This is a genomic window from Myxococcus sp. MH1 (genome assembly GCF_059738865.1).
Map to the genome: position 1 here is coordinate 5,836,170 of NZ_AP026947.1, position 22,464 is coordinate 5,858,633.

19 protein-coding genes and 1 tRNA gene are annotated in these 22,464 nt (G+C 69.3%); 4 read left to right on the forward strand and 16 right to left on the reverse strand.

Annotated elements, in window-relative coordinates; genetic code table 11:
* Positions 1-48: 48 nt before the first annotated feature.
* From pheT to AC6JA9_RS22840, 11 genes are all read right to left on the reverse strand, one after another.
* Entirely contained in the window at positions 49-2,463 is a 2,415-nt protein-coding gene (pheT, locus tag AC6JA9_RS22790) for a phenylalanine--tRNA ligase subunit beta (RefSeq protein ID WP_267700844.1), read from the reverse strand.
* 93 nt (positions 2,464-2,556) lie between these two features.
* A complete protein-coding gene (pheS, locus tag AC6JA9_RS22795; protein ID WP_074952357.1) occupies positions 2,557-3,606 on the reverse strand; it encodes a phenylalanine--tRNA ligase subunit alpha in 1,050 nt (349 codons plus the stop codon).
* Between the two features lie 158 nt (positions 3,607-3,764).
* Positions 3,765-4,112: a 50S ribosomal protein L20 gene (gene rplT, locus AC6JA9_RS22800; protein ID WP_141323077.1), complete on the reverse strand. Its 348-nt coding sequence runs from the start codon at positions 4,110-4,112 to the stop codon at positions 3,765-3,767.
* Between the two features lie 92 nt (positions 4,113-4,204).
* The gene (gene rpmI, locus AC6JA9_RS22805) at positions 4,205-4,411 is read right to left on the reverse strand and encodes a 50S ribosomal protein L35 (RefSeq protein ID WP_046713978.1); all 207 of its coding nucleotides are present in this window, start codon (positions 4,409-4,411) and stop codon (positions 4,205-4,207) included.
* 344 nt (positions 4,412-4,755) lie between these two features.
* A complete protein-coding gene (gene thrS, locus AC6JA9_RS22810; protein ID WP_223785854.1) occupies positions 4,756-6,684 on the reverse strand; it encodes a threonine--tRNA ligase in 1,929 nt (642 codons plus the stop codon).
* 79 nt (positions 6,685-6,763) lie between these two features.
* Positions 6,764-6,835, reverse strand: a tRNA-Val gene (locus AC6JA9_RS22815).
* A gap of 86 nt (positions 6,836-6,921) precedes the next feature.
* The gene (locus AC6JA9_RS22820; RefSeq protein ID WP_223751820.1) at positions 6,922-7,599 is read right to left on the reverse strand and encodes a uracil-DNA glycosylase; all 678 of its coding nucleotides are present in this window, start codon (positions 7,597-7,599) and stop codon (positions 6,922-6,924) included.
* A 128-nt stretch (positions 7,600-7,727) separates the two neighbouring features.
* Positions 7,728-8,870 (reverse strand): AI-2E family transporter, encoded by a 1,143-nt coding sequence (locus AC6JA9_RS22825; RefSeq protein WP_497960735.1) that lies wholly within the window; start codon positions 8,868-8,870, stop codon positions 7,728-7,730.
* An 870-nt stretch (positions 8,871-9,740) separates the two neighbouring features.
* Positions 9,741-10,121: a PEGA domain-containing protein gene (locus AC6JA9_RS22830; RefSeq protein WP_497957826.1), complete on the reverse strand. Its 381-nt coding sequence runs from the start codon at positions 10,119-10,121 to the stop codon at positions 9,741-9,743.
* A gap of 50 nt (positions 10,122-10,171) precedes the next feature.
* The gene (locus AC6JA9_RS22835) at positions 10,172-10,978 is read right to left on the reverse strand and encodes a TP0624 family protein (RefSeq protein WP_194869005.1); all 807 of its coding nucleotides are present in this window, start codon (positions 10,976-10,978) and stop codon (positions 10,172-10,174) included.
* Positions 10,979-11,097: 119 nt separating this feature from the next.
* Complete coding sequence (locus tag AC6JA9_RS22840) at positions 11,098-11,445, reverse strand: PilZ domain-containing protein (RefSeq protein ID WP_046713983.1); 348 nt, start codon at positions 11,443-11,445, stop codon at positions 11,098-11,100.
* Between the two features lie 174 nt (positions 11,446-11,619).
* Here AC6JA9_RS22840 and AC6JA9_RS22845 point away from each other — a divergent pair, with 174 nt between their 5' ends.
* The gene (locus AC6JA9_RS22845) at positions 11,620-12,351 is read left to right on the forward strand and encodes an FKBP-type peptidyl-prolyl cis-trans isomerase (protein WP_497957827.1); all 732 of its coding nucleotides are present in this window, start codon (positions 11,620-11,622) and stop codon (positions 12,349-12,351) included.
* An 8-nt stretch (positions 12,352-12,359) separates the two neighbouring features.
* Here the strand turns inward: AC6JA9_RS22845 and AC6JA9_RS22850 are convergent, their stop codons facing one another.
* The 5 genes from AC6JA9_RS22850 to uvsE form a co-directional block, all read right to left on the reverse strand.
* Complete coding sequence (locus tag AC6JA9_RS22850; protein ID WP_497957828.1) at positions 12,360-13,310, reverse strand: class I SAM-dependent methyltransferase; 951 nt, start codon at positions 13,308-13,310, stop codon at positions 12,360-12,362.
* A gap of 19 nt (positions 13,311-13,329) precedes the next feature.
* Positions 13,330-15,456: a hypothetical protein gene (locus tag AC6JA9_RS22855; protein ID WP_305070717.1), complete on the reverse strand. Its 2,127-nt coding sequence runs from the start codon at positions 15,454-15,456 to the stop codon at positions 13,330-13,332.
* Between the two features lie 91 nt (positions 15,457-15,547).
* On the reverse strand, positions 15,548-15,751 hold the full coding sequence (locus AC6JA9_RS22860) for a cold-shock protein (protein ID WP_015349926.1): 204 nt from the start codon (positions 15,749-15,751) through the stop codon (positions 15,548-15,550).
* A gap of 117 nt (positions 15,752-15,868) precedes the next feature.
* On the reverse strand, positions 15,869-17,701 hold the full coding sequence (locus AC6JA9_RS22865; protein WP_497957829.1) for a M2 family metallopeptidase: 1,833 nt from the start codon (positions 17,699-17,701) through the stop codon (positions 15,869-15,871).
* A 52-nt stretch (positions 17,702-17,753) separates the two neighbouring features.
* Positions 17,754-18,692 carry a UV DNA damage repair endonuclease UvsE gene (gene uvsE, locus AC6JA9_RS22870; protein WP_497957830.1) on the reverse strand — a complete coding sequence of 313 codons (939 nt, stop codon included), beginning with the start codon at positions 18,690-18,692 and terminating at the stop codon, positions 17,754-17,756.
* A 133-nt stretch (positions 18,693-18,825) separates the two neighbouring features.
* On the opposite strand from uvsE, the gene AC6JA9_RS22875 reads away from it, so the two are divergent.
* The 3 genes from AC6JA9_RS22875 (at position 18,826) to AC6JA9_RS22885 (ending at position 22,402) form a co-directional block, all read left to right on the forward strand.
* A complete protein-coding gene (locus AC6JA9_RS22875) occupies positions 18,826-19,926 on the forward strand; it encodes a DHH family phosphoesterase (RefSeq protein ID WP_473566230.1) in 1,101 nt (366 codons plus the stop codon).
* Positions 19,926-20,489 carry a thioredoxin-like domain-containing protein gene (locus AC6JA9_RS22880; RefSeq protein ID WP_223785847.1) on the forward strand — a complete coding sequence of 188 codons (564 nt, stop codon included), beginning with the start codon at positions 19,926-19,928 and terminating at the stop codon, positions 20,487-20,489. The genes AC6JA9_RS22875 and AC6JA9_RS22880 overlap by 1 nt, the downstream gene beginning before the upstream one ends.
* Positions 20,490-20,584: 95 nt before the next feature.
* The gene (locus AC6JA9_RS22885) at positions 20,585-22,402 is read left to right on the forward strand and encodes a hypothetical protein (RefSeq protein WP_497957831.1); all 1,818 of its coding nucleotides are present in this window, start codon (positions 20,585-20,587) and stop codon (positions 22,400-22,402) included.
* Positions 22,403-22,464: the final 62 nt, after the last annotated feature.

The following is a 22,464-nucleotide window of genomic DNA, read 5'->3' on the forward strand; positions in this document are numbered from 1 at the left end:
TTGCAGCCTTCCCGAAGCCAAGTCAACCCTCTGACTTCATTCAGGAATTCAGGCACGCAACGAAGCACCCAGCCGCTGGTCCACCTCCGAGACGATCCGCTTGTGCGCCTCGTTGACCTCCACGTCCGTCAACGTCCGGTCCGAAGCCCGGTACCGCAGCGCGAACGCCAGGTTCTTCTTCCCCTCGGGAATCTGCTTGCCCGTGTACACGTCGAACACCAACGCGTCCTCCACCAGCGCCCCGCCCACCTCCAGAATCACCTTCCGCACCGCCCCCGTCTCCAGCTCCACCGGCACCAACACCGCCAGGTCCCGCAGCACCGCCGGGAACTTCGGCAGCGCCCGGTACTCGGGCACCAGCCGGGACGCCGCGTACAAAGGCTCCGTGTCCAGCTCGAACACGAACACGCCCTCGGGCAACCCCAGCGCCTTCACCACCTTCGGGTGCAGCTCCCCCACGTGGCCCAGCACCGTGCCGTCCGCCAGCTTCACCTCCGCGCTGGCTCGCGGGTGGTACGCCGACGGCCCGCCCAGCGACCAGGTGACTCCCTCCACCCGCAGCGCCGCCAGCAGCGCCTCCACCGCCCCCTTCGCGTCGTAGAAGTCCGCCCGCGCGTCCTTCTGCGTCCAGCTCCGCTCCCCACCCCGCAGGCCCCACACCAGGCCCGCCACCCGGTTCACCTCGCGCGCCGCCGGCCGCGTCCCCTGCCCGCCCTGCGCATCCCGGAAGTACGCCCGGCCCGTCTCGTACAGCGACACCGACTCCACCTGGTGCCGCACGCTGCGCGACAGGTTCTCCAGGAGCCCCGGCAGCAGGCTCGTCCGCATCACCGACTGCTCGACGCTCAGCGGGTTGAGCAGCGCCACCGGCTGCTCCTTCAGGCCCAGCACCTCCAGGCTCTTGGGCGCCACGAACGAGTAGTTCACCACCTCGTCCAGCCCCGCCCCCGCCAGCGCGTGCCGCAACCGCCGCTCGGCCTCCGAGTTCGCCGGCTCCGGCGCCAGCGACGCCAGCCCCCGCGGCAGCTTCGCCGGGATGTTGTCGTAGCCGAACACGCGGGCGACCTCCTCCAGCAGGTCCTCCTCACGCTCCACGTCCACGCGCGCCCGAGGCACCTCGTACGTCGCCTGCCCCGCGCCCTCGGACACCTGCTCGAACCCGAGCGCCGCCAGGATGCGACGCACCTCGACCTCCGGCACCGCCACGCCCAGCACCTTCTCCACCCGCGCGAAGCGCAGCGTCACCTGCCGCCGCGGCTTCTCGGCCGGGTACACCTCCACCCGACCCGGCGCCACCGTGCCGCCCGACAGCTCCGCGATGAGCTGCGCGGCCCGATCAATCGCCGGCACCACCGCGTCCAGGTCCGCACCCCGCTCGAACCGGTGCGACGCCTCCGTGTGCAGCGCGTACCGCTTCGCCGTCCGGCGCACCCCGGCGCCCGCGAAGTTCGCCGACTCGAGCACCAGCCGCGTCGTCTTCTCGGTGACCTCGCTGTCCCCACCACCCATGACGCCCGCGAGCGCCTGCGGCCGCTCCTTGTCGCAGATGACCAGGTCATCCACGTCCAGCGTGCGCGCCTTGCCGTCCAGCGTGGTCAGCTTCTCGCCCTTCGCCGCGGTGCGGACGACGAGTTCCTGCCCCGACAGCTTGTCCAGGTCGAACGCGTGCAGCGGCTGGCCGTACTCCAGGTTCACGTAGTTGGTGACGTCCACCACGTTGTTGATGGCCCGCACGCCACAGGCCTTCAGTCGCTCCTGCATCCACTGCGGCGACGGCTTGATGGTGACGTTCTCCACCACCCGGGCCGCATACCGCGGGCAGCGCTCCGGGCTCTCCACCCGGACCTTCACCTTCTCGGACGCGGGCGAGCCCGACTCCACCGGCTTCGGCTGGGGCAGCTTCAACGCCGCTCCCGTCACCACGCCCACCTCGCGCGCCACGCCCAGGTGGCTCAGCGCGTCCGGCCGGTTCGGCGTGACGTTCACCTCCAGCACCACGTCATCCAACCCCAGCGCCTGCGCGATGGGCGTGCCCGGCTTCAGGTCCGGCGAGAGGATGAGCAGCCCGCTCGACTCCTCGCTCAGCCCCAGCTCCTTCGAGGAGCAGAGCATGCCGGAGCTGTCCACACCGCGCAGCGCCGCCTGCTTGATCTCCATCCCGTTGGGCAGCTTCGTCCCCACGGTGGCCAGCGGCACCTTGTCGCCGACCTTGTAGTTCTTCGCGCCGCACACCACCTGGATGAGCGCGTCCCCGCCCGCGTCGATCTTCGTGACGGAGAGCTTGTCCGCGTTGGGGTGCTGCACCGACTCCTTGATCTGCGCCACCACCACGCCGCGCAGGCCCTCGGCCGGACTCTCCTGGCCCTCAATCTCCAGGCCCGCCGCGGTCAACTTGCGCGCCAGCTCGTCCACCGACGGCGGCAGCGCCACGTAATCGCCGAGCCACTTCACCGAAATCTTCACAGGTCCACCCTCTTGCTCTCTCGGGACGAAGACAGGAGCGCGGGCCGCGCCACTCCTCCAGGGAGCGGCATGCGGGCCCGCGCCCGCCAGGACTCAGAACTGCTCGAGGAACCGAGCGTCGTTCTCGAACATCATCCGCAGGTCGTCGATGCGGTAGCGCAGCATGGCGATTCGCTCCACGCCCATGCCGAACGCGTACCCCGTCACCTCGCCCGGGTCATACCCCGCGGACGTGAAGACGTTCGGGTGCACCATCCCGCTGCCCAGCACCTCCAGCCACCCGGTCTGCTTGCACACCCGGCAGCCCTTGCCGCCGCACGAGGTGCAGGAGATGTCCACCTCCGCCGACGGCTCGGTGAACGGGAAGAACGACGGACGGAAGCGCGTCTTCGTCTCCGAACCGAAGAACGCCTTCACGAACGCGTCCAGCGAGCCCTTCAGCTCCGCGAACGTCACGTCCTTGTCCACCAGCAGCCCCTCCACCTGGTGGAACATCGGCGTGTGCGTGATGTCCGAGTCGCGCCGGTACACCCGCCCCGGCATCACAGCGCGGATGGGCGGCTTGCGCTGCAGCATGTAGCGCACCTGCACCGGCGACGTGTGCGTGCGCAGCAGCACCGAGCTGTCCGCCTTCTTCGCGTGTCCCAGCGAGGGCTCGTCCACGTAGAACGTGTCCTGCATGTCCCGCGCGGGGTGGTCCTTCGGCAGGTTCAGCGCCTCGAAGTTGAAGTAGTCCAGCTCGATCTCCGGACCACTCGCCACGTCGAAGCCGAGCCGGGAGAACGTCCGGACGATGTCCTCCATCGTCCGCGACACGGGGTGCCGGCTGCCCGGCTTCACCGCGCGGCCCGGCAGCGTCACGTCCAGCCCGGGGCCCTGCAGCTGCGCCTCCAGCTCGGCGTCCTCGACCCGCTGGAGGGCGGCGGACAGGAGCGTCTCCAGCTCCGCCTTCACGGTGTTGGCCACCTCGCCCAGCGCCCGGCGCTCGTCCGGGGCCAGCTTGCCCATGCCGCCCAGCACCGCGGACAGCTCGCCCTTCTTGCCCAGGTAGCGGACCTTGAGCGCCTCCACCGCGGGCCTGTCCGACGCGCCCGCAATCTCCTGCCGCGCGGCCTCCGCCAACGCCTGCAACCTGTCTCGCATGGCCGTGTGCCTCCGTTGTCGCTTCCCCGGGCCCGAGGGCTTCTTCCGGGACAAAAAAAAGGGCCGCCTGGTGAGGCGACCCGTTCACTCTCGCAGGCGGGCGGCCCGTGAAGGCCACCCCACCCGCTCTGTCACCCGCCCGTGAGGGCCGGCGTGTCTCAGGCCGCCTTCGCGATGTTGGCGACGGCCGCGAAGCCCGCGGGATCCGCGATGGCCATGTCCGACAGGACCTTGCGGTCCAGGCTGATCTTCGCCTTGGCCAGGCCCGCGATGAGCTTGGAGTACGAGAGGCCGACGGTGCGGGCCGCCGCGTTGATGCGGACGATCCACAGGCGACGGAAGTCGCGCTTGCGCTGCATGCGGTCACGGCTGGCGTAGTCCAGCGCGCGCTCGACCGCCTGGTTCGCCCGGCGGTAGCAGTTCTTGCGACGGCCGCGGAAGCCCTTGGCCAGCTTCAGGATACTATTGCGACGGCGACGAGCCTTTACACCCTTCTTGACGCGCATGTCTCACTCACTCCGTACTGCGTAGGTTGTCGGTCCCGGGGCGCAGGCTTCACGCCGCTCCACCAGGGACGTCAGGGTTGCCGAGCCGAGGCTCAGGCCCCGTAGGGGAACATCTCCTTGATGACCTTCTTCGCGTCCATATCGCGAAGATGGCTGGTGCCGCGGTTGCCGCGCTTCTGCTTCGGCGTCTTGGCGTGCGTGAAGAGGTGCTTGCCGTAGGCCTTGCCGTGCTTGACCTGGCCGCTCTTCTTCACCTGGAAGCGCTTCTTCGCGCCACTGCGGGTCTTCAACTTCGGCATCGTCCTGATTCCTTCCTTACAGCGTGCCGTCAGCTTCGCGGCCTCAGGCGTTGTCACTTCCAGGCCACGGCGGGAGGCGGCAGCCTGTATCACTCTTTCGTCTCGACTGGAACGGCTACCGCACTCAGAAGTGGCACCGCGCGCCTACACGGTCGCCGCCTCTCCAGGTTGCCTGCCCACGCCCACACCTTCCGTCCGCCCTGGCCACCCTCCCAGTCCTCCACCCTCGCCCATCCACCCGCTCGCTCACCACCCGAGCGGTGTACGCCCCCATCGGAAAGCGCCGCACCTTACTTGGGTGCAACTGGGAGTCAAGACCCGTCCGCAAGACGCGGGCCAACTGCTCACGGCAGCGCGGACTCCTTGGCCAGCAGGGCCTCGAAGTCGGTGAGCTTCATGCTCTTGAGGTCCTCGCCGCCGTAGCGACGGGGCGACACGCTCTCGGAAGAGACCTCGTTGTCGCCCACCACGAGCGTGAACGGGATCTTCTGGAGCTGGGCCTCGCGGATCTTCGCGTTGAGCGACATGCCGCGATCATCGAAGTCCACCCGGAAGCCCTTGGCCCGCAGGGTGTCACGCACCTTGCGGGCGTAGTCTGCCTGACGGTCCGCCACCACGACGATGACCGCCTGGATGGGCGCGAGCCACGCCGGGAAGGCCCCCGCGAAGTGCTCGATGAGGATGGCCGTGAAGCGCTCGAAGGAGCCGAAGATGGCGCGGTGGAGCACCACCGGGCGGTGCAGCGCGTTGTCCTCGCCCACGTAGGACAGGTCGAAGCGCTCCGGGGCCAGGTAGTCCAGCTGCATGGTGCCCAGCTGCCACCGGCGGCCGATGCTGTCGGATACCGCGAAGTCGATCTTCGGGCCGTAGAAGGCGCCGTCGCCCGGGGCCAACTCGTACGCGAGGCCCAGCGACTCGAGCGCCGTCTTGAGGCCCGCCTCGGCGCGGTCCCACAGCGAGTCGTCGCCCAGGCGCTGCTCGGGGCGGGTGGACAGCTTCACCGCGTACGTCAGGCCCACCGCCTTGTAGACGTGGTCCAGCAGCTTCACGAAGCGCTTCACCTCGTCGGTGATCTGCGCCTCGGTGCAGTAGATGTGCGCGTCGTCCTGTGCGAACTGGCGCACGCGGGTCAGGCCACCCAGGGAGCCCGCCGCCTCGTTGCGGTGCAGCACGTCCTGGGTGTGCAGGCGCAGGGGCAGGTCGCGGTAGCTGTGCTTCTTGAAGCCGTAGAACAGGTGGTGCGACGGGCAGTTCATCGGCTTGAGCGAGAAGTCATGCTCCCCCGACTCGCTGTCGAGCACGAGGAACATGTTCTCCTTGTACTTGCCCCAGTGGCCGCTGGTCTCCCAGAGCCCCTTGTTGAACATCAAGGGGGTCTTGATCTCCACGTAGCCGTCGTCCTTCGTCAGGCGGCGCATCCAGTCGGAGAGCGTCTGGTAGAAGGTGGTGCCCTTGGCGGTCCAGAAGGCCGCGCCCGGCGCGTACGGGTGGAAGTGGAAGAGGTCCAGCTCCTTGCCCAGCTTGCGGTGGTCGCGCTTCTTCGACTCCTCGATGCGCGTCAGGTACTCCTGCAGCGCCTTCTTGTCGAAGAAGGCCGTGCCGTAGACGCGCTGGAGCATCGGGTTGCGGTGGTCGCCGCGCCAGTAGGCGCCGCTCGAGGAGAGGATCTTGATGACGCCGATCTTCCCCGTGCTCGGGGCGTGGGGCCCCAGGCAGAAGTCCACCCAGTCGCCGTGGGTGTAGAGGGTGAGCGTCTTGGCGCCGCGCTCGGCGATGTCCTTGACGATCTCCACTTTGAACTTCTCACCCTTCTCCTCGAAGAGGCGGATGGCCTCCTCCATGGAGATCTCGGTGCGGACAAACGCCAGGTCCTTCTTCAGCTCGGCGTTGGCCTCGGCCTCGATCTTCTCCAGGTCCTCGGGCGTGAAGGGCTTCTCGCGGAAGAAGTCGTAATAGAAGCCCTCCTCCGTCGCCGGACCGATGGTCACCTGCGTGCCGGGGAAGATGCGCTGGACGGCGCTGGCCACCACGTGGGCCGCGTCGTGACGGATGAGCTCCAGCGACTCGGGGCTCTTGGGCGTGAAGATCTGCAGCTTCACGTCCTCGTCCAGCTTGCGGCTCAGGTCCATGTCCTGGCCGTTCACCCGGGCGAACAGGGCGGCCTTCGCCAGGCCCGCGCCGATGCCCTCCCGCACGAAGTCCGCGATGGTCGTCCCCCGGGCCGTCTGCTTCTGGGTGCCGTCGGGGAGCGTCACGGTGATCATGTCGGACATGCGATACCTCCGAAAAAACCGCGGGCGGCAGGGCTCTTGAGAAGCCGTGCCGCCCGCTGGAGATTCACTTCAACTGAGTTGGGTCGTAGTGGGATCGAACCACTGACCCCTACCGTGTCAAGGTAGTGCTCTACCGCTGAGCTAACGACCCGTTGGTGCTGAGGTGGCGCGGGGAATACCAGCGGGCTCCCGCGACTGTCAAGCAAACACGCCGATGAGCCTTCGATCTTCCTTCTTTTAGCGGATCAGCGCGTGGACCCTCGCCATCACCGCGTCGAACATGGCGGGCGTCAGCCGCCCCGTCTGCGTGTTCTGCTGGCTCACGTGGTAGCAGCCCACCAGCGTCCGCCCGCCCGGCAGCGGCAGCTCCGCCCCATGCCCGAAGGCCGGCCGGGGTGAGCCGAACGTCACCCCCGTCCGCTCCAGCGAGGCCAGCGCCGCGTTCCAGCCGATGGCGCCCAGGGCGAGCAGGACCCGCGCGGGTAGGAGCGCCATCTCGCGGTCCAGGAACGGCGCGCAGCGGGCCACCTCCTCCGGGAGCGGCTTGTTATCGGGGGGAGCGCAGCGGGCGGCCGCCACGATGAAGGCGTCCTTCAGGGCCAGGCCGTCGTCCCGGTGCTCGCTGGTCCCCTGGTTCGCGAACCCCGCGCGGTGCAGCCCCGCGAACAGGAAGTCGCCCGAGCGATCTCCCGTGAACATCCGCCCCGTCCGGTTGGCTCCGTGCGCGGCCGGCGCCAGACCGACGATGACCAGCCGGGCCCGTGGATCACCGAACCCCGGGACGGGACGGCCCCAGTAGGTCCACTCGCGGTACGCACGGCGCTTCACCCGGGCGACCTCCTCGCGCCACTCGACCAGCCGGGGGCAGGCCCGACACGAGGCGATCTCCTGGTGTAGCTTCTCCAGCTTCGTCAACGCACGCTCCTGTTCAAGGCGGCCCTCCGCCGCTCGAAACCAGCCCGGGCATAACGCGGAGGCCCGCTCCTGGCGCGGGGTTCCCACCCGAGGGTGGCCCGGCGGCTCGCAGGGAGCCGCCCTCCCCATCAGGCGGACTGCGACTCGCCGGTGTACAGGCGTGTGCGCTGGTAGCGCTGCACCACCACGCGCAGCACCACCTTGAGGATGGCCGCCACCGGCACCGCCAGGAGGATGCCGACGAAGCCGAACAGCTCGCCGAAGGCCAGGATGGCGATGATGACCGCCACGGGCGCCAGGCCCACCTTCTCGCCCACGATGCGCGGGGTGATGACGAACCCCTCCAGCATCTGGCCGATGATGAACGTGCCCGCCACCACGCCAATCTGCCAGGGCCCCTGCCACGACAGCATCAGCCCCACCAGGGACAGCAGGATGCCCACGCCCGTGCCCAGGTACGGCACCATGTTGCCGAAGCCGGCGATGACCCCGATGACGATGGCCATGTCGATGCGGCCGATGGACAGGCCCGCCGCGTAGATGACCGACAGCAGCGCCCCCACCGTCAGCTGCCCGCGCACGAAGGCCGAGAGCACCTCGTCGACCTCGGCGAAGCGGCGCGCCACCAGCGCCACCGAGCGACGCGGGAGCAGGTCCTTCACCCGCCCCATCAACCAGGGGTAGTCCTGGAGGAAGAAGAACGCCAGCACCGGCACCACGGCGAGCCCCAGCAGAGTGACCACGAAGCGCGCCGTGTTGCCCGCGAAGGCCGCCACGATTCGCGCCGCCGCGGGCCCCGCGCTCTGCACCAGTTCGGAGGCCTGCTGCCCCAGCTCCGTCGTGCGCTGACGGATGAGGTCCGGCAACGAGGCGCCGACCAGCGCCTCCACACGCGGCACCACCTGCGTGCTCGCTCGCGAGAAGAAGTCCGGGAGCTTCAACGCCTCGTCGCGGAACACGGGGATGAGGTAGAGCACCGCGCCCACGAGCAGCAACGTCCCGGCGACGAAGACCAGCGTCGTCCCCAGGGTCCGATCGAGTCCGCGGCGCTCCAGGGATGTCACCATCGGGTTGAAGATGTAGGCGCCGGACAGCGCCAGCAGCACGGGCACCGCCACGCCGCCGAACACCGCGAGCAGCGCAAACACCAGCCCCAGCGAGCCCACCATCACCGCCGACCACCACAGGTCGATGCGGCGCGCCTCGGTCTCCGTCAGCTCGACGTCAGGTACGGACTCGGCCACGGGGACCGCGGGCTCCTCCGTCTTCACCGAGTGAAGCACGGGCGGCACCGGCGCACGGCTGATGGACCCAGGGCTGCTCTTCTTGTTGCGCCGTCCGATGACCCACGCTCCTCCGCGAAGCACTCGCGGACTCCGGCTCCTTACAAGCCGCCATGTCACGACCCGAAAGCGCGCAGCCTAGCTTGCAGGCCCCTCCCGGACGAAGGACCCACCTCGGGCCGCGCCCTCGCAACCCTGAATACCTCGGCGAGCGAGCGCCTGGCTGGTCGAAGTGCCTCCCTGCCCCGCGCGGCCGTCCCGAGGAAAGGAGGAAGGGACGAGAAACCAAGTGGGGCTCCTCGCTCAGGCGCCTCCTGACCTGGGGGACGCACCTTGTTCGTACTTCCTGGCGACATCGAACACAGGGCCGCCCTCCCGAGAGCGGTCCGGGACCTGCATCGGGAGCGAGCAACCGGCTGGCCGAAGTGCCTCCTTACGTCCCGCGCGGGCCGTCCCGACGCACGAAGGAAGAGGCGAGAACACTGGAGACGGACCTTTTCGCTCGGGCGCATCGTGGTGTGGGGGGCGCACCTTGCTCGTGCATCCTCGCGACATCGAACACAGCGCTGCCATGCGGAAGGAAGGGACGAGAATACGGGAGGATGCCCCTCTCCCTCGGGCGCATCGTGGTGTGGGGGGGCGCACCTTGCTCGTGCATCCTCGCGACATCGAACACGGCGCTGCCATCCGGAGGACCCTCTCGCTGGGGCGCCTCGTGGTCTGGGGCGCACCTTGCTCGTGCATCCTCGCGACATCGAAAACAGCGCTGCCATCCCGAGCGAAGGTCCGGCACGCCCCGGGAATCACCGTCGCGCCGTGCACCACAGCGCCCGAGTCACCGCCGAAGACTCACGCCCCTCAGGGCGTCCCTTCCGCGGGAGGCGCGGACTCCGTGGCGCGCAGCGTGACGTTCAGTCGCGCCCGCGCTCCGCTGGGCTCGTAGTACGTCGTGTACGGCCAGTACCCGTGCTTCTTCACCTCAATCTGATGCAGCCCGACGCCCAGGTTGAGCCCCCGTGGATTGCCCGCATAGTCGCTGCACACACCCTGGAGCACGCCGTCCAGATACACCTCGGCGTCCTCGGGCACGCAGCGCAGCGACACATCCCCACTGGTGGGCTTCGCCCCCGCCATCAGCTCGCGCGCCTTCGCTACGGAGTCGGGCTCCTTGCGCCCACACCCCGACAGCGCGCCCACCACCAACCACGCACACCACCCAGTCACCAGACGGCGTCGCACCCCGTCACCCACTCTTCCCTGCGAAGTCGCGCCGCGAATCCATGCCCGGGTCACTGCGTGACGATGACGACCCGGCCCTCGGCGAGGAAGCGCGCGTCGACCTCACCCAGCGTCTTCACATCCTCCGACGCGAGCACCAGGTCCGAGCCCTTCAGCCCCGTGGCCTTCACCACCATCGGCTTCTCGCCCACGAGCGCGGCCTTCTTCGCCGCGTCCAGGCTCCGGAACCACGCGGCGACCCCCGTCGATTCCCGCACCTCGCTCGCCAACGCACCCGCGCCATAGAGCGCCTTGCCCGCCGCATCCAACAACCGGGGCGCGAGCACCGGCTTCGCCCCGAGCCCTCGCGCGTCCACCACCAGGCCCGTGTACTTCTTCGCGCCCTCGCGGTTGAAGACGATGACGGACTCCGGCCCGCGGTCCACCAGCGCGGAGGTGATCGCCGCCAGCGGCACCTCCACGTCCAGCTCCACGCCACTGTCCGAATAGAAACGCTTCGCGACCACCTTGAACCCGTTCACGGCCGCTTCCACCCGGCCGCGCACGTCGTCGCGCGCCATCTCGTCGCCGACGCTCCGGTCCGCCCGCAGCTGCAGCGCGCGCACCTGTTCGAGCAGATTCCGGGACGCGACCTGCCGCGCCACCCGCTCGGCCCCGAGTCTCGCCTGAGAGGGATTCGCGGCCTTCAGGTCCGGAGCACCCGCTCCCGTCGCCCGGAGCACCTGCCCCTCCCAGTTCACACCCACACTTCCCACCGGACGGACAACCTCCACGGTGGGAGCGGGCTTCACCGCCTTGCCCTGGGCCGATGCCACCATCGGCACCACCAGCAATACCGCCCATCGTGCTCGGCTCACGGAGCTCCTCCTGTCCTCACCCGATACCTTGGGTAGTCCCAGGGCAGAATGGCAACCCATTCAACGAGCCCACCTCGAAGGAAGTCAAGGCAACCCCCGAGGCCCGACAGCGCGGTGCGTCAGTTCTCGCTGCCCGCGCGGCCGTGACGGTCCACGTACGCGTCGATCATCTTCCGGTGCCGCTCGGTGAGCAGCGTGAAGCGCACACCCGAGTGCTCGCGCTTGGCCGTGGACAGCTCCACCCACTCGCGCACCACCTCGCCCTCCGCGTAGATGATCTCCTCCGAGCCCGGCAGCTGGAACTGGAGACCCACGCGCTTGGCGTCGTGCTGGGGCTCGATCAACCGGGCCAGGCTCACACCCTCCGGGCTGATGTCCGCGGCCCGCGACATGTACGGCACGCCGCCCATGTACTTGTTCAGGTAGATGTCGAGGGGCGCCCGCTTCGACTTACGCTTGTCGCTCATCGCTCCAGCTCCTTCGCTGCGTGCAACAGGTTGCTCCGGGGTTGAAGCAACCTGGACGCAGGGTAGAGGCACGAGCGTGTCGCGCAAGAAAACGACCCTTTCGCGACTCCCAGTTCGTGCTGGGCGCGGACGCTCGGGCCCTATATTCCAGTGCCCATGAGGAAAGGTGGAACCATGCGAACGATGTGGATGGCAACGCTCGCCCTGGTGCTCGGCGCCACGGGTGCGCACGCGCAAGGCGGTGCTCCGGCTCCCGTGAAGAAGGCCGAGCCCGCCACGAAGGCGCCAGCGGCGCCAGCGGCCGTGGACCCCGGCGAGCTCACCGAGGAGCAGCAGACCATCTACGCGCTGGGCGCCAGCGTGGGGAAGGACCTGTCCCTCTTCGCGCTCACGCCGGAGGAGGTGCAGATCCTCCAGCGCGGCATGGTGGACGGCATGGCCGGCACGGCCGCCCTCGAGCCCAAGGAGTTCGCGCCGAAGATCCAGGCCTTCGCGAAGTCGCGTCAGGCGCAGGCCGGCAACGCGGCCCTGGTGCGCGCGGCGAGGGAGCCCGGCGCGGTGAAGCTGCCCTCGGGCGTCATCTACCGCGAGACGCAGGCGGGCACGGGCAAGAGCCCGCGCGCCACCGACACCGTCAAGGTCCACTACGAGGGCCGGCTCGTGGACGGCTCCATCTTCGACACGTCCGCCAAGCGCGGCATCCCCGTCGAGTTCCCCCTCAACGGCGTCATCCCCTGCTGGACGCAGGGCGTGTCGCGCATGAAGGTCGGCGGCAAGGCGAAGCTCACCTGCCCTGGAGACACCGCGTACGGCGAGCGTCCGCCCTCCGGCTCGCGCATCCCGCCCAACGCCGTCCTCACCTTCGACGTGGAGCTGGTCGCCATCCCCGGCGACACCCGTCAGTAGTCAGCGCCTCACTTCACCCGACGCAGCCAGAAGCTCCCGGGCCAGTCCTCGGGAGCCCCCCGGTACGACGGGAACGCCTGACGCAACCGCTCCGGATGCGTCAGGTGCATGAAGCTGCTGCCCCAGAGCACCTCGAAGCTGTCGTTGAAGCTCAGGAACGCCTGCAGCAGGTACTGCTCCGTCCAGAAGCGCCGGTGCTCCAGCACCCACGCGCGCGGGTACTCCGCCGGCAGGAAGATGTCGTGGACGTGCACCACCACGCCCTTCTTCAGCCGAGGCAGCAGCTCCAGGAACTCCACCTGCACGTCGCTGCCCACCTTCAACACATGGCTGGAGTCGATGAAGAGGATGTCGTCCGCCTCCAGTCGCTCCACCTCCGAGTACGGGATGTCCTGCGCCTTCAGCGGCTCCAGGCGCGTCAGGCCCGGGAAGCCCGCGCGCAGCACCTCGCTCGGATAGGGCTCGAAGGCCACCAGCTCGCACGCGGGCGCGCCCTCCCCTTCGTTCTTCCGGCACGCCTGCGCGGACAGCCGCGTGGACCAGCCGGAGCCGATCTCGAACAGCCTTCGCGGCCGCAGCTCGCGCACCAGCCCGTAGGCCACCTCCGCGTCCACCGTCCCGAACTCGCTGTTGCCCAGGTGGTAGACGTGCGGCTCGCCCGTCGCGGACCTCGGGAACGCCTGGTACTCGTCGCGGTACTTCGAGGACAGGCGCTCGAGCAGCGCGAGCTGGCTCGACTCGCGCAGGTCGATTCCCACCATCTTCGAGCGCGTGCCCCACAGCGCCTCGGGCAGCGAGCCCGTGTCGGGGATGGGCTGATAGAAGTGGTTCGGCGTGACGTGGTAGCCGCCACGCTCGTAGACCTGGAACAGCCTCGGGTCGTCGAGCAACCCGAGCCGCCGGCTTCCCTTCACCACCCCCTGGGCCAACAGCTCCTTGATGCGACGCTTGATGGGCATGAGCGGCGCCGAGCCTACCCTACGGTCGCGCCTTCAGCGCCGCCTCTGTCGCGCGCAAGAGCGGCTCCGCGCTCACCGGCGCCCCCGTCGCGTGCGTCATCCACAGGTCCGGCGTCACCGAGCCGTACGTCGCCATCCGCTCGAACTCCGCCCCCAGCGGCCCCTTGCGCGACAGGTGCTCCTCGATCTGGAACGCGATGAGGTGCCCCAGCGGATAGTCCGGCAGGTACAGCGGGTAGCTGATCATGTGGCTGTAGACGGCCAGCAGCGTGGTGTCCTTTCCCCCCAGCACCGGCGCGAAGTAGCGATTCCACACGTCGCGGGAGATGGACACCACCGCGTCCCGCAGCTGCGCGGGCGTGGCCTCCGGGTTCGCGTACAGCCAATGCCACACGGCCATGTCCACCATCGCGATGCCCGAGCGCTCCCAGGTCTGCCAGAAGTCGCCGAGCACCCGCTCCCGCTCGCTCTCCGCGGTGGGCCTGCCCTGCCCCAGCAGCTCCAGATCCCTCGCCTGGAACACGAAGGCCAGCGCCTCCGTGAAGGCGTTGTTGGGCACCCCGGTGAGCAGCGTGTGGTCCACGCCGTAGAGCCCGAAGGTCTGCTCCACGTTGTGCCCCAGCTCGTGCACCGCGATGTTGTAGCCCTTGTAGTCCATGCCCCCCTTCTCCACTCGCGTGCGCAGCCGGGCGAAGTCACCGCGCCGCAGCGCCTGCTGCGCATGGCCCGCGCCACGCGAGGCATCCACGCGGATGCGCGCCGCCAGCCAGTCCGCCTTCTGTGCGCTGAAGCCCATGCCCTGGAGGATGCGCGGCAGGTCCTTCGCGAACGCCTCCGCCGTCGGGTAGCGCTTGCGCGTCAGCGCATCCAGCTCCGACTCCGGCCGCTTCGCCCCGGGCTTGAAGCCCGCGTACCAGACGTCCTGCGGCTCCAGCTTCCGTCCCAGCCGGGATTGGATCTCCGCGGCCACGCGGGGCACCAGCGGTGACTCCAGCACCTGCGTCAGCAGCGCCTTCACCCGTGCCTCGGGCAGCTCACGTCCCAGCTCGAACGAGCGGGCGATGCGCGTGGGCGCCACCGGCGCGTACGCGTCCAGCTTCCGCTCCGCCCGGAAGATGGCGAGCATCCGCGCATAGCGCACGTCCGCCTCCCGCGTGGCGTCCGCGCGGGCCTCGCGCGAGGGCGCGTCCGCCTCCACCGTCTGGGGCGGCGCCACCGTGACGGCGTTGGTGAACGGGTTCCAGTCCAGCCTCGGGTTGTCGATGACCGCGGCCGGAATCGTCTGGGTGACGATGCGCTCCATCACCTGCACGATGGTCCGCTGCTTCTCGTGTCCGCGCGGGTCCGCGTAGTCCGCCTTCAGCTCGTCGCGCAGGTTCCAATGACTGATGAGGCGCAGGCCCTTGGGGAAGAGCCGCTCGCCGCGCTCGTCCACCAGGTGGTGCATCCACACGTTGTACTCGGCGATGTACAGGTTCGCCGCCGCCACCTCGCGCGAGGACGCCTGCTGCACGTCCGCGGGGATGCGCATGCTGAAGCGCCCCGCCAGCCGAGCCTCGGCCCACTGCCGCCGCGTCCACGTCGCGCCCTGGCGCGCCCGCTCCTCCAGCGTCGTCAGCGGGAAGTTGAGCAGCACCACGAAGCCGACCTTCGCGCGGAACAGATCCTCCGTCACATGCGAGGACGGGTCATACGACGCCACCAGCGGCTCCACGGGAAGCAGCGGACCCAGGTCCAGGTCCGTGTACCACTGCGTCTCGCGCCCCAGCTCCAGCATGTGCCCGTCGAGCTGCTCGAACAGGCGCTCCAGCCGCGCGAAGGTCGCGTCCAGCACCTGGGGGTCCGACACGAACTGCTCGCGCGCGAAGGCGGCCAGGTCGCCGTCCTCGGTGCGCCACAGCAGGGCCACCTGAGCCACGCCGCGCTCGATGCGCGCGCGCTGCGCCTCGCCGTGCTTCGCCACCAGCTCCGCCGTCACCTGGGCCAGCGCGTCGGACGAGGGCTTCATCGCGGGGCCTTCGGGAGCGGGCCGCGCATCCACCGCGGCGGCGGGCGTCGGCGTGGGGGACGTCGTGGAGCACCCCAGCAGCATCACCAGGGGAAGGGCGTGCAGCGGGGACACCCGACGCGGCTTCGACGAGGACATGGACAGCTCCGAGAAAGCACGAAGGGCCCGACCCTTGGCAGGCCGGACCCTCATGATGCATCCAGGAAGTCGTTACGAACGACGCCGGGAATCAGGCAGCGCGGACGTTCTGCGCCTGAAGACCCTTGGGGCCGCGGGCGACCTCGAACTCCACCTTCTGCCCCTCCTGGAGGGTGCGGAAGCCATCCATGTTGATGGCGGTGTGGTGGCAGAACACGTCCTCACCACCGCCGTCCTGGGTGATGAAGCCAAAGCCCTTCGCATCGTTGAACCACTTCACGGTACCAGTAGCCATTTGCTTTCTTCTTCTTTCGTCACGGACGCGAAAATCCGCCGTCCGGTCCTACCGAGCGAACTCTAACGGACCCCGAGAATCTACGCGGCCTTTCCCCGGGAAGTCCACCAGGGACCTTCACCATCCGCACTTCTGGCCCTTGTTCTGGGTCTTCAGCCACTGACGCAGAGGGCTGAAATAATCCAGCAACGGTGTCGCATCCATGCGGCGAGTCCCAGTGACGACCTGGAGCGCATCCGGCCAGGGCTTGCTGGCGCCGAGCTCCAGCATCGCCTGCAGCCGCTTTCCGGCCTCCTTGTTCCCGTAGATGGAGCACTCGTGGAGGGGGCCCTTGTAGCCGGAGGCCTCGCACAGGGCCTTGTGGAACTGGAACTGGAGGATGCGGGCCAGGAAGTAGCGGGTGTAGGGGACGTTGGCGGGGACGTGGTACTTGGCGCCCGCGTCGAAGTCCTGCTCGGAGCGGGCCACCGGCGCGGCCACGCCCTGGTACTTCTGGCGCAGGGCCCACCAGGACTTGTTGTAGTCCGCCGGCTTCACGCGGCCGGAGAAGACCTCCCAGCGCCACTGGTCCACGAGCAGGCCGAAGGGCAGGAAGGCCACCTTCTCCAGCGCGTCCTTGAGCTGGAGGTTGATGAGGTTCTTGTCGTTCTTCGCCACCTCCTTGAGCAGGCCGACCTGCTGGAGGTACGCGGGGGTGATGGACAGCGTCAGCGCGTCGCCGATGGCCTCGTGGAAGCCGTCGTTGGCGCCGGCCTGATAGAGCACGGGCAGGTTGTAGTAGTACGTGTAGTAGTAGTTGTGGCCCAGCTCGTGGTGGATGGTGACCAGGTCCTCCTCGGTGGGCTTGATGCACATCTTGATGCGCAGGTCGTTCTCGTACGTCACGTCCCAGGCGCTGGCGTGGCAGACGACGTCGCGATCCCTGGGCTTGGTGAACTGCGAGCGCTCGAAGAAGGTCTCCGGCAGCGGCTTGAGGCCGAGCGAGGTGAAGAACTTCTCCCCCAGTCGCACCATCTTCAGCGCGTCGTAGTTCTGCGCCTTCAGCGCGGCGTCCACGTCCAGGCTGGCCTGACCGGGGAACGGCTCCACCAGGGGGTAGATGTTGTTCCACTCCTGGGCCCACATGTTGCCCAAGAGGTGCGCCGGGATGGGCTTGCCCGCGGGCACCTTGTCCGCGCCGTACTGCTTCGCCAGCCGCCCGCGCACGTAGCAGTGCAGGTCGTCATACAGGGGCTTGACCTGGCCCCACAGGCGCTGGGCCTCCTTCTCGAACTCCGCGGGCGGCATGTCGTAGCCGGAGCGCCACAGCGTGCCCAGGTCGTTGAAGCCGATGTCCTTGGCGCCATCGTTGGAGATGGTGACCAGGTTCTCGTACAGCGGGCGCATGGGCCGGGAGATGGAGTGCCAGCCCTGCCACGCATCGAGCAGCGCGGCGTAGTCGCGGCTCTCGGCCATGACGTCGGAGAGCTCCTCCAGGTCGCGGCACTTCCCCTTGCCGTCGGCGCCACAGTATTTGCCCTTGCCGTAGAGGCCCTCCAGCTTGGCGGCCGTGGTGGCCAGCTCCGCGCGCTTCTTCGCGTCCGACGGCGCGGGCAGCGCCTGCGACACGCGCAAGAGGTGCAGCATGCGCGCGGTGTCGGCGTCCAGCTTCAGCCCGTCGAAGCGGCGCGAGTCCTTGATGGCGCCGTTGACGTAGCCGAGCACCTCCTCGTTGACGTAGGCGGCGTTCCGCTCGGTGTCGTCGGTGATGTACGTGGACTTGATCCACTCGGCGGTGGCCTGCTTCGTCCACAGGCGCTTGAGGTCCGCGTTCACCTTCTCGGCGAACTGCTTCGCCTCTTCGGGCGTGGCCTTGGGGGCGGGCGTCTGGGCGAGGCCAGGGGCGGCGGTCAGCGCCAGGGCCGCGAGGGCCGAGCGCAGCAACGACTGCGTGAGTCGGGTCCGGTTCATGGACGCGGACCGTAGAGGAACCGCCGCCCGAAGACATCCAAGAAAACAATGTCTACGGCGCCGGCGCGCCCACCCCACCGCGTCGGCCTCGGCGTTCGTTCGCGAGCTGACGCAATGCGAAAACCGCGACGTCCTTCTCCTTCGCCTCCAGCATCAGGTCCGCCGGCACGGGCAGAGCGGCCACCATCCTCCGGAAGTCCGCCGGGTCCACGCGGTCCGAGTGGGCCCCGGCCCGCGCCTGGGGACGCTGGCTGGCCAGGTGGAACTTGGGCCGCAGGTCCAGCGCAGTCCACGTCGACGCGGCCTCGCGCAGGAGCTCCTTCAATGACATCACAGGCGTCGAGGCGAGGACCGCGTTGTGGAGGTTGTCTCCCACCATCGGGACGCCGTGCTCGCGCGCGAGGGGCAGGACCTCCCGCGCGCTCCACACCTTGTCGTCGTGCTCGATGGTGAGCCGCTCGCGCAGCGACTCGGGCAGCTCGTCCAGGAATCGGTGCGCGGCGACCCGTGCCTCCTCGCGCGTCGGCGCGGCGCCGCCGACGTGGAGCACCACGCGCGACTCGGGCCCGGCCTCCAGCAAGTCCAACACGCGCGCGCTGTAGCGCAGCTCCGCCAGCGAGGCCTCGCGAACCCGCGCGTGCCGGGAGGACAGCGAGGCGCCCGCCGGCGAGGGATGCATCGACAGCCGCTGATTCGAGCGGCGCGCGATGCGCGCCAGGTGCTCGAAGTCCCGGCCGAAGGTCTTCCACCACGGGAGCGTGTTCATCGGGTGCGAGCCGAACGGGATGAGCGAGGAGCCGATGCGGAACACCTCGATGCCTCGCGAGGCGTTGAACTCGAGCAGGCGCTGGAGCTCCTCGAGGTTTTGAGCAATGAGCGACTCCAGGCGTTGGGGCGTGGCGCCCGCCAGGCGGCAGGTGTGCCCCGCGCTCACGCCCAGCGTCAGGCTCTGCGCGACATAGCCGAGTCGGTAGGAGTCGAAGCCTTCCATCACCAGGACAAGCTCGCCACGAACGGGCCCACGCACAGCGGGCCACCAGCCCCACTCGGGCACGCTCGTGGAGCAGGCGGGCTCCCCTTGCCGCTCCTTCTGCTGTCAGGGGTTGGCGTTACAGCTTGAAGGCATGCTGCTCGGTCACACGAAGGACCCCGCCTGGCCCACGTCTGAAAAGGCGCTCGCCGAGGCCCGACGCTTCATCCAAGCCCAGCGCGGCAAGCGCGTGCTGGTGGCGCCCCACTCGGATGTGGATGGCCTGGCCTCCGGCGTCCTGATGGTGCGAGCGCTCGAGGCCGTGGGCGCCCGCGTCGCCGTCCGCGTGCCCGGGAAGGGAGAGCATGCCCACTCGCCCGGCTTCCTGGAGCGGCTCGGCGCGACGAAGCCCGACGCGCTCGTCGTCCTCGACATGGGCAGCAGACCCGCCCCGCTGCTGCCCTCTGTCCCCACCCTCATCGTGGACCACCACGCGGCGGAGTCCTTTCCGCCCGAGGCACGCGTCGTCACCGCGTACGGCCATGAGCCCATCGCGAGCAGCAGCCTGCTCACCTACGTGCTGGTGTCGCCGCTCGTCGTGCCGGGGCCGCTGGAGTGGCTCGCGGTGCTCGGTACCGTGGGGGACCTGGGCGCGGATGCCCCCATGCCGTTCCTCAAGGACGCGCTGCGACGCGCGAACCGCAAGGCGGTGACGGAGACGGTGTCCCTCATCAACGCGGCCCGACGCTCGGCCCGCTTCGCCGCGCCCCGGGCCCTGGAGGTCCTGCTGCGCGCGGGGGCCGCGAAGGACATCTCCGAGGGTCGCGTGCCCGGCGTGGACGAGCTGCACGACTGCCGCGTGGAGGTGCGCCGCGAGGTCGAACGGTGTGCTCGCACACCGCCGCGCGTCGCCTCGCGTGTGGCGCTGCTCCTGTTCAGCTCAGCGGCGCAGGTTCATCCGCTGGTGGCCGTGCGATGGACGCAGCGGCTGCCCGAGCACATCGTCATCGCGGCCAACACGGGCTACCTGCCCGGCCGCGTGAACTTCGCGATGCGCAGCCATGCGCCCATCGACCTGAGGGCCTTCATCCAGGGACTGGGCCTGCCGCCGATGGGCGAGGAGCTGGGCCACGGCCATGCTCGCGCCACGGGAGGCAGCGTGAGCCAGTCCGACTTCCTCCGCTTCGCCGAAGCCGTGGGGCTGCCAGGGCTGCGCGCCCAGGACGTGGAGCGTCGCGGTGCGTTCCCCGGCTGATGCGGTATGACGGGGGCGTGCACGCCCAACGCCTCCTCACCCTCCCCTCGCTGCTCGCGCTCCTGTCCCTGTCCGCCTGCGACTCCTCGGACGCGGCGCCTGGCGGCTGCGGCCAGTTCAGCTTCCCCCTCTCCACGCAGACGTCCTCCGGGCACCTCGCCGTCTGCGACAGCCCCGCCTGCGGCAACGGGGAGAACCCTCCGAACTCCGGTCCCCACTGCGCCAGCGTGGCCCGCTGTGGCATCTACGAAGAACCCGTGTCGCGCTGCCTGTACGTCCACAACCTGGAGCACGGACACGCGGTGTTCCTCTACAACTGCCCGGACGGCTGTCCCGACGAAGTGGCGAAGCTGGAGGCCGCGGCGGCCACCGTGCCCATCGGCGCCAACGGCGTGCGACGCGCGCTCATCGCGCAGGACCCGCGACTGCCCAACCGCGTGGCCGCAATGCTGTGGCGGCGCACGTATCTGGCTGACGCCGCGGATCCGGAAGCGCTCCGCTGCCTGCTCGCCTTCCAGGACACGGACGCGCCCGAGCCGGGCCTCGCCTGTCCCGGCCCGTGACACCGAGGGGCTGAGGCCCCGGACGTGTAGCAGGCGACGAGGCTCCCGCTGCGGGCAACCGGCGTGGCGACCGCACGCCGTTTGTATTCAGGGGCATGAGAACAACGCTCCGAAGAACCGTCGCCGTGCTGGCGCTGGCCTGCACGACCCTGGCTGTGTCGTCCGCGTTCGCTCAAGCCGCACCGCCCGGCGTGAAGGGCCCCGTGCCCACGGGCCTCCCCAATCGCCTGTCCATCGGCCTGTTCGAGGAAGCGGGCCAGAACTGGATGCGTGACAGCGGCGTCCCCTGGGACGTGCGCTACCGCTACCTCACCAAGGGCTGGGTGGACAACTGGGGCTGGGGCCCGCGCGATGGCGCGTGGGCGAAGACCTTCCTCACCGAGTCCAACACCCAGGGCTTCATCCCCGCGCCCGTCTTCTACCAGCTCTTCGCGGAGCCGGGCGGCGGCGAGGCCGAGTCCCTCGCGAAGGTGCAGAACATCGACACCATGCGCGGCTACTTCAGTGACTTCAAGATCCTCCTCCAGCGCGCGAAGGAGTACGGCAGGCCGGTGCTGATGCCCATCGAACCGGACGCGGTGGGCCTGCTCCAGTTCTATACGAACTCCAACCCCAACACGTACGCCGCCGTCGCGGCGACGGGCATGCCGGAGCTCGCGGGCCTGCCCAACACCGTCGCCGGATGGGGGCTCGCCTTCCTCCAGCTGCGCAAGGCCGTGGGCGCGAACAACGTCATCCTCGGCCTCCACATCTCCGCGTGGGCCAGCGGCAAGGACATCTCCTGCTGCTCCATCAGCGATCCCCTGCAGCCGGAGGTGGACAAGGTCGTCAACTTCCTCAAGCCGCTGGGCCTGGGCGCCAACAGCACCGGCGCGACATATGACGTGCTCGTCGGAGACCCGCTGGACCGTGACGCGGACTTCTACAAGCTCACCCGGGGCCAGGACGTGTGGTGGGACACGAACGACAACGCCGCCATCGCCTCGCGCTCGTTCAATCGCTACCACCAGTGGCTCACGCTGATGAACCAGACCTCCGGCAAGCGCTGGGTGCTCTGGCAGATTCCGCTCGGCAACTCACAGCACCGCAACATCAACAACGATGGCACCCCTCGCGCGGGCTACCGAGACAACCGGACCGAGTATTTCTTCGGCCCCGCTGGAGACGCGCACCGGCGCAAGTTCGCCAACGCGGGTGTCATCGCGCTGCTCTTCGGCGCGGGCGCGGGCGGACAGAGTTCCTACACCAATGACCTGGGCACGAACGGCCAGCCCTATCTCAAGAGCAACGCGTCGCCCTTCCTGACCGCCGGTGGACTGACGCTCCCGGCCACGGGCACCACCCTGCCCGTCCCGGGCACTGGCACCGACGGAGGAACCGACGCGGGGGTTCCGGATGCAGGGGGACCGCGAGACGCCGGCTCGGGCGGCACCGACGCGGGGACACCGGATGCCGGCTCGGGCGGGGGCACGGGTCGTGGGTATGGCTTCGAGTCCGGCACCGAGGGCTGGTCCGCCACGGGCGCGCCGCTCAAGACCGCGACGTCCACCACCACCCGGCCCCATTCGGGCACGCGCTCGCTCGCGATTCCGTTCAGTGGCACCGCGGGCACGGGCGTCGTGTCCGTGATGACCGCCACCGTGCCTCAAGCGGGCGTGGTCACGATGCGCCTGTGGGTTCCCGCGGGGAGCAAGCTCACCGCCGTCCAGCCGTTCGCGCTGGAGGGCGCCACCAGCAACTGGCGCTACACGGGCAAGTGGACCGCCGCGAGCAGCCTCCAGACGGGGGCCTGGAACACGCTGACCATTCCCCTGCCCTCGGACAGCACCACGCCGCTGTACCAGCTGGGCGTGGAGCTCATCACCAACGCGGGCTGGACGGGCACCATCCACCTGGACAGCGTGGCCTGGTAGCAACCAGCACGACGGCTCCGGCGCTCGACTCGAGAGACGGAGCCGTGTCGTTCCCGTCCGGA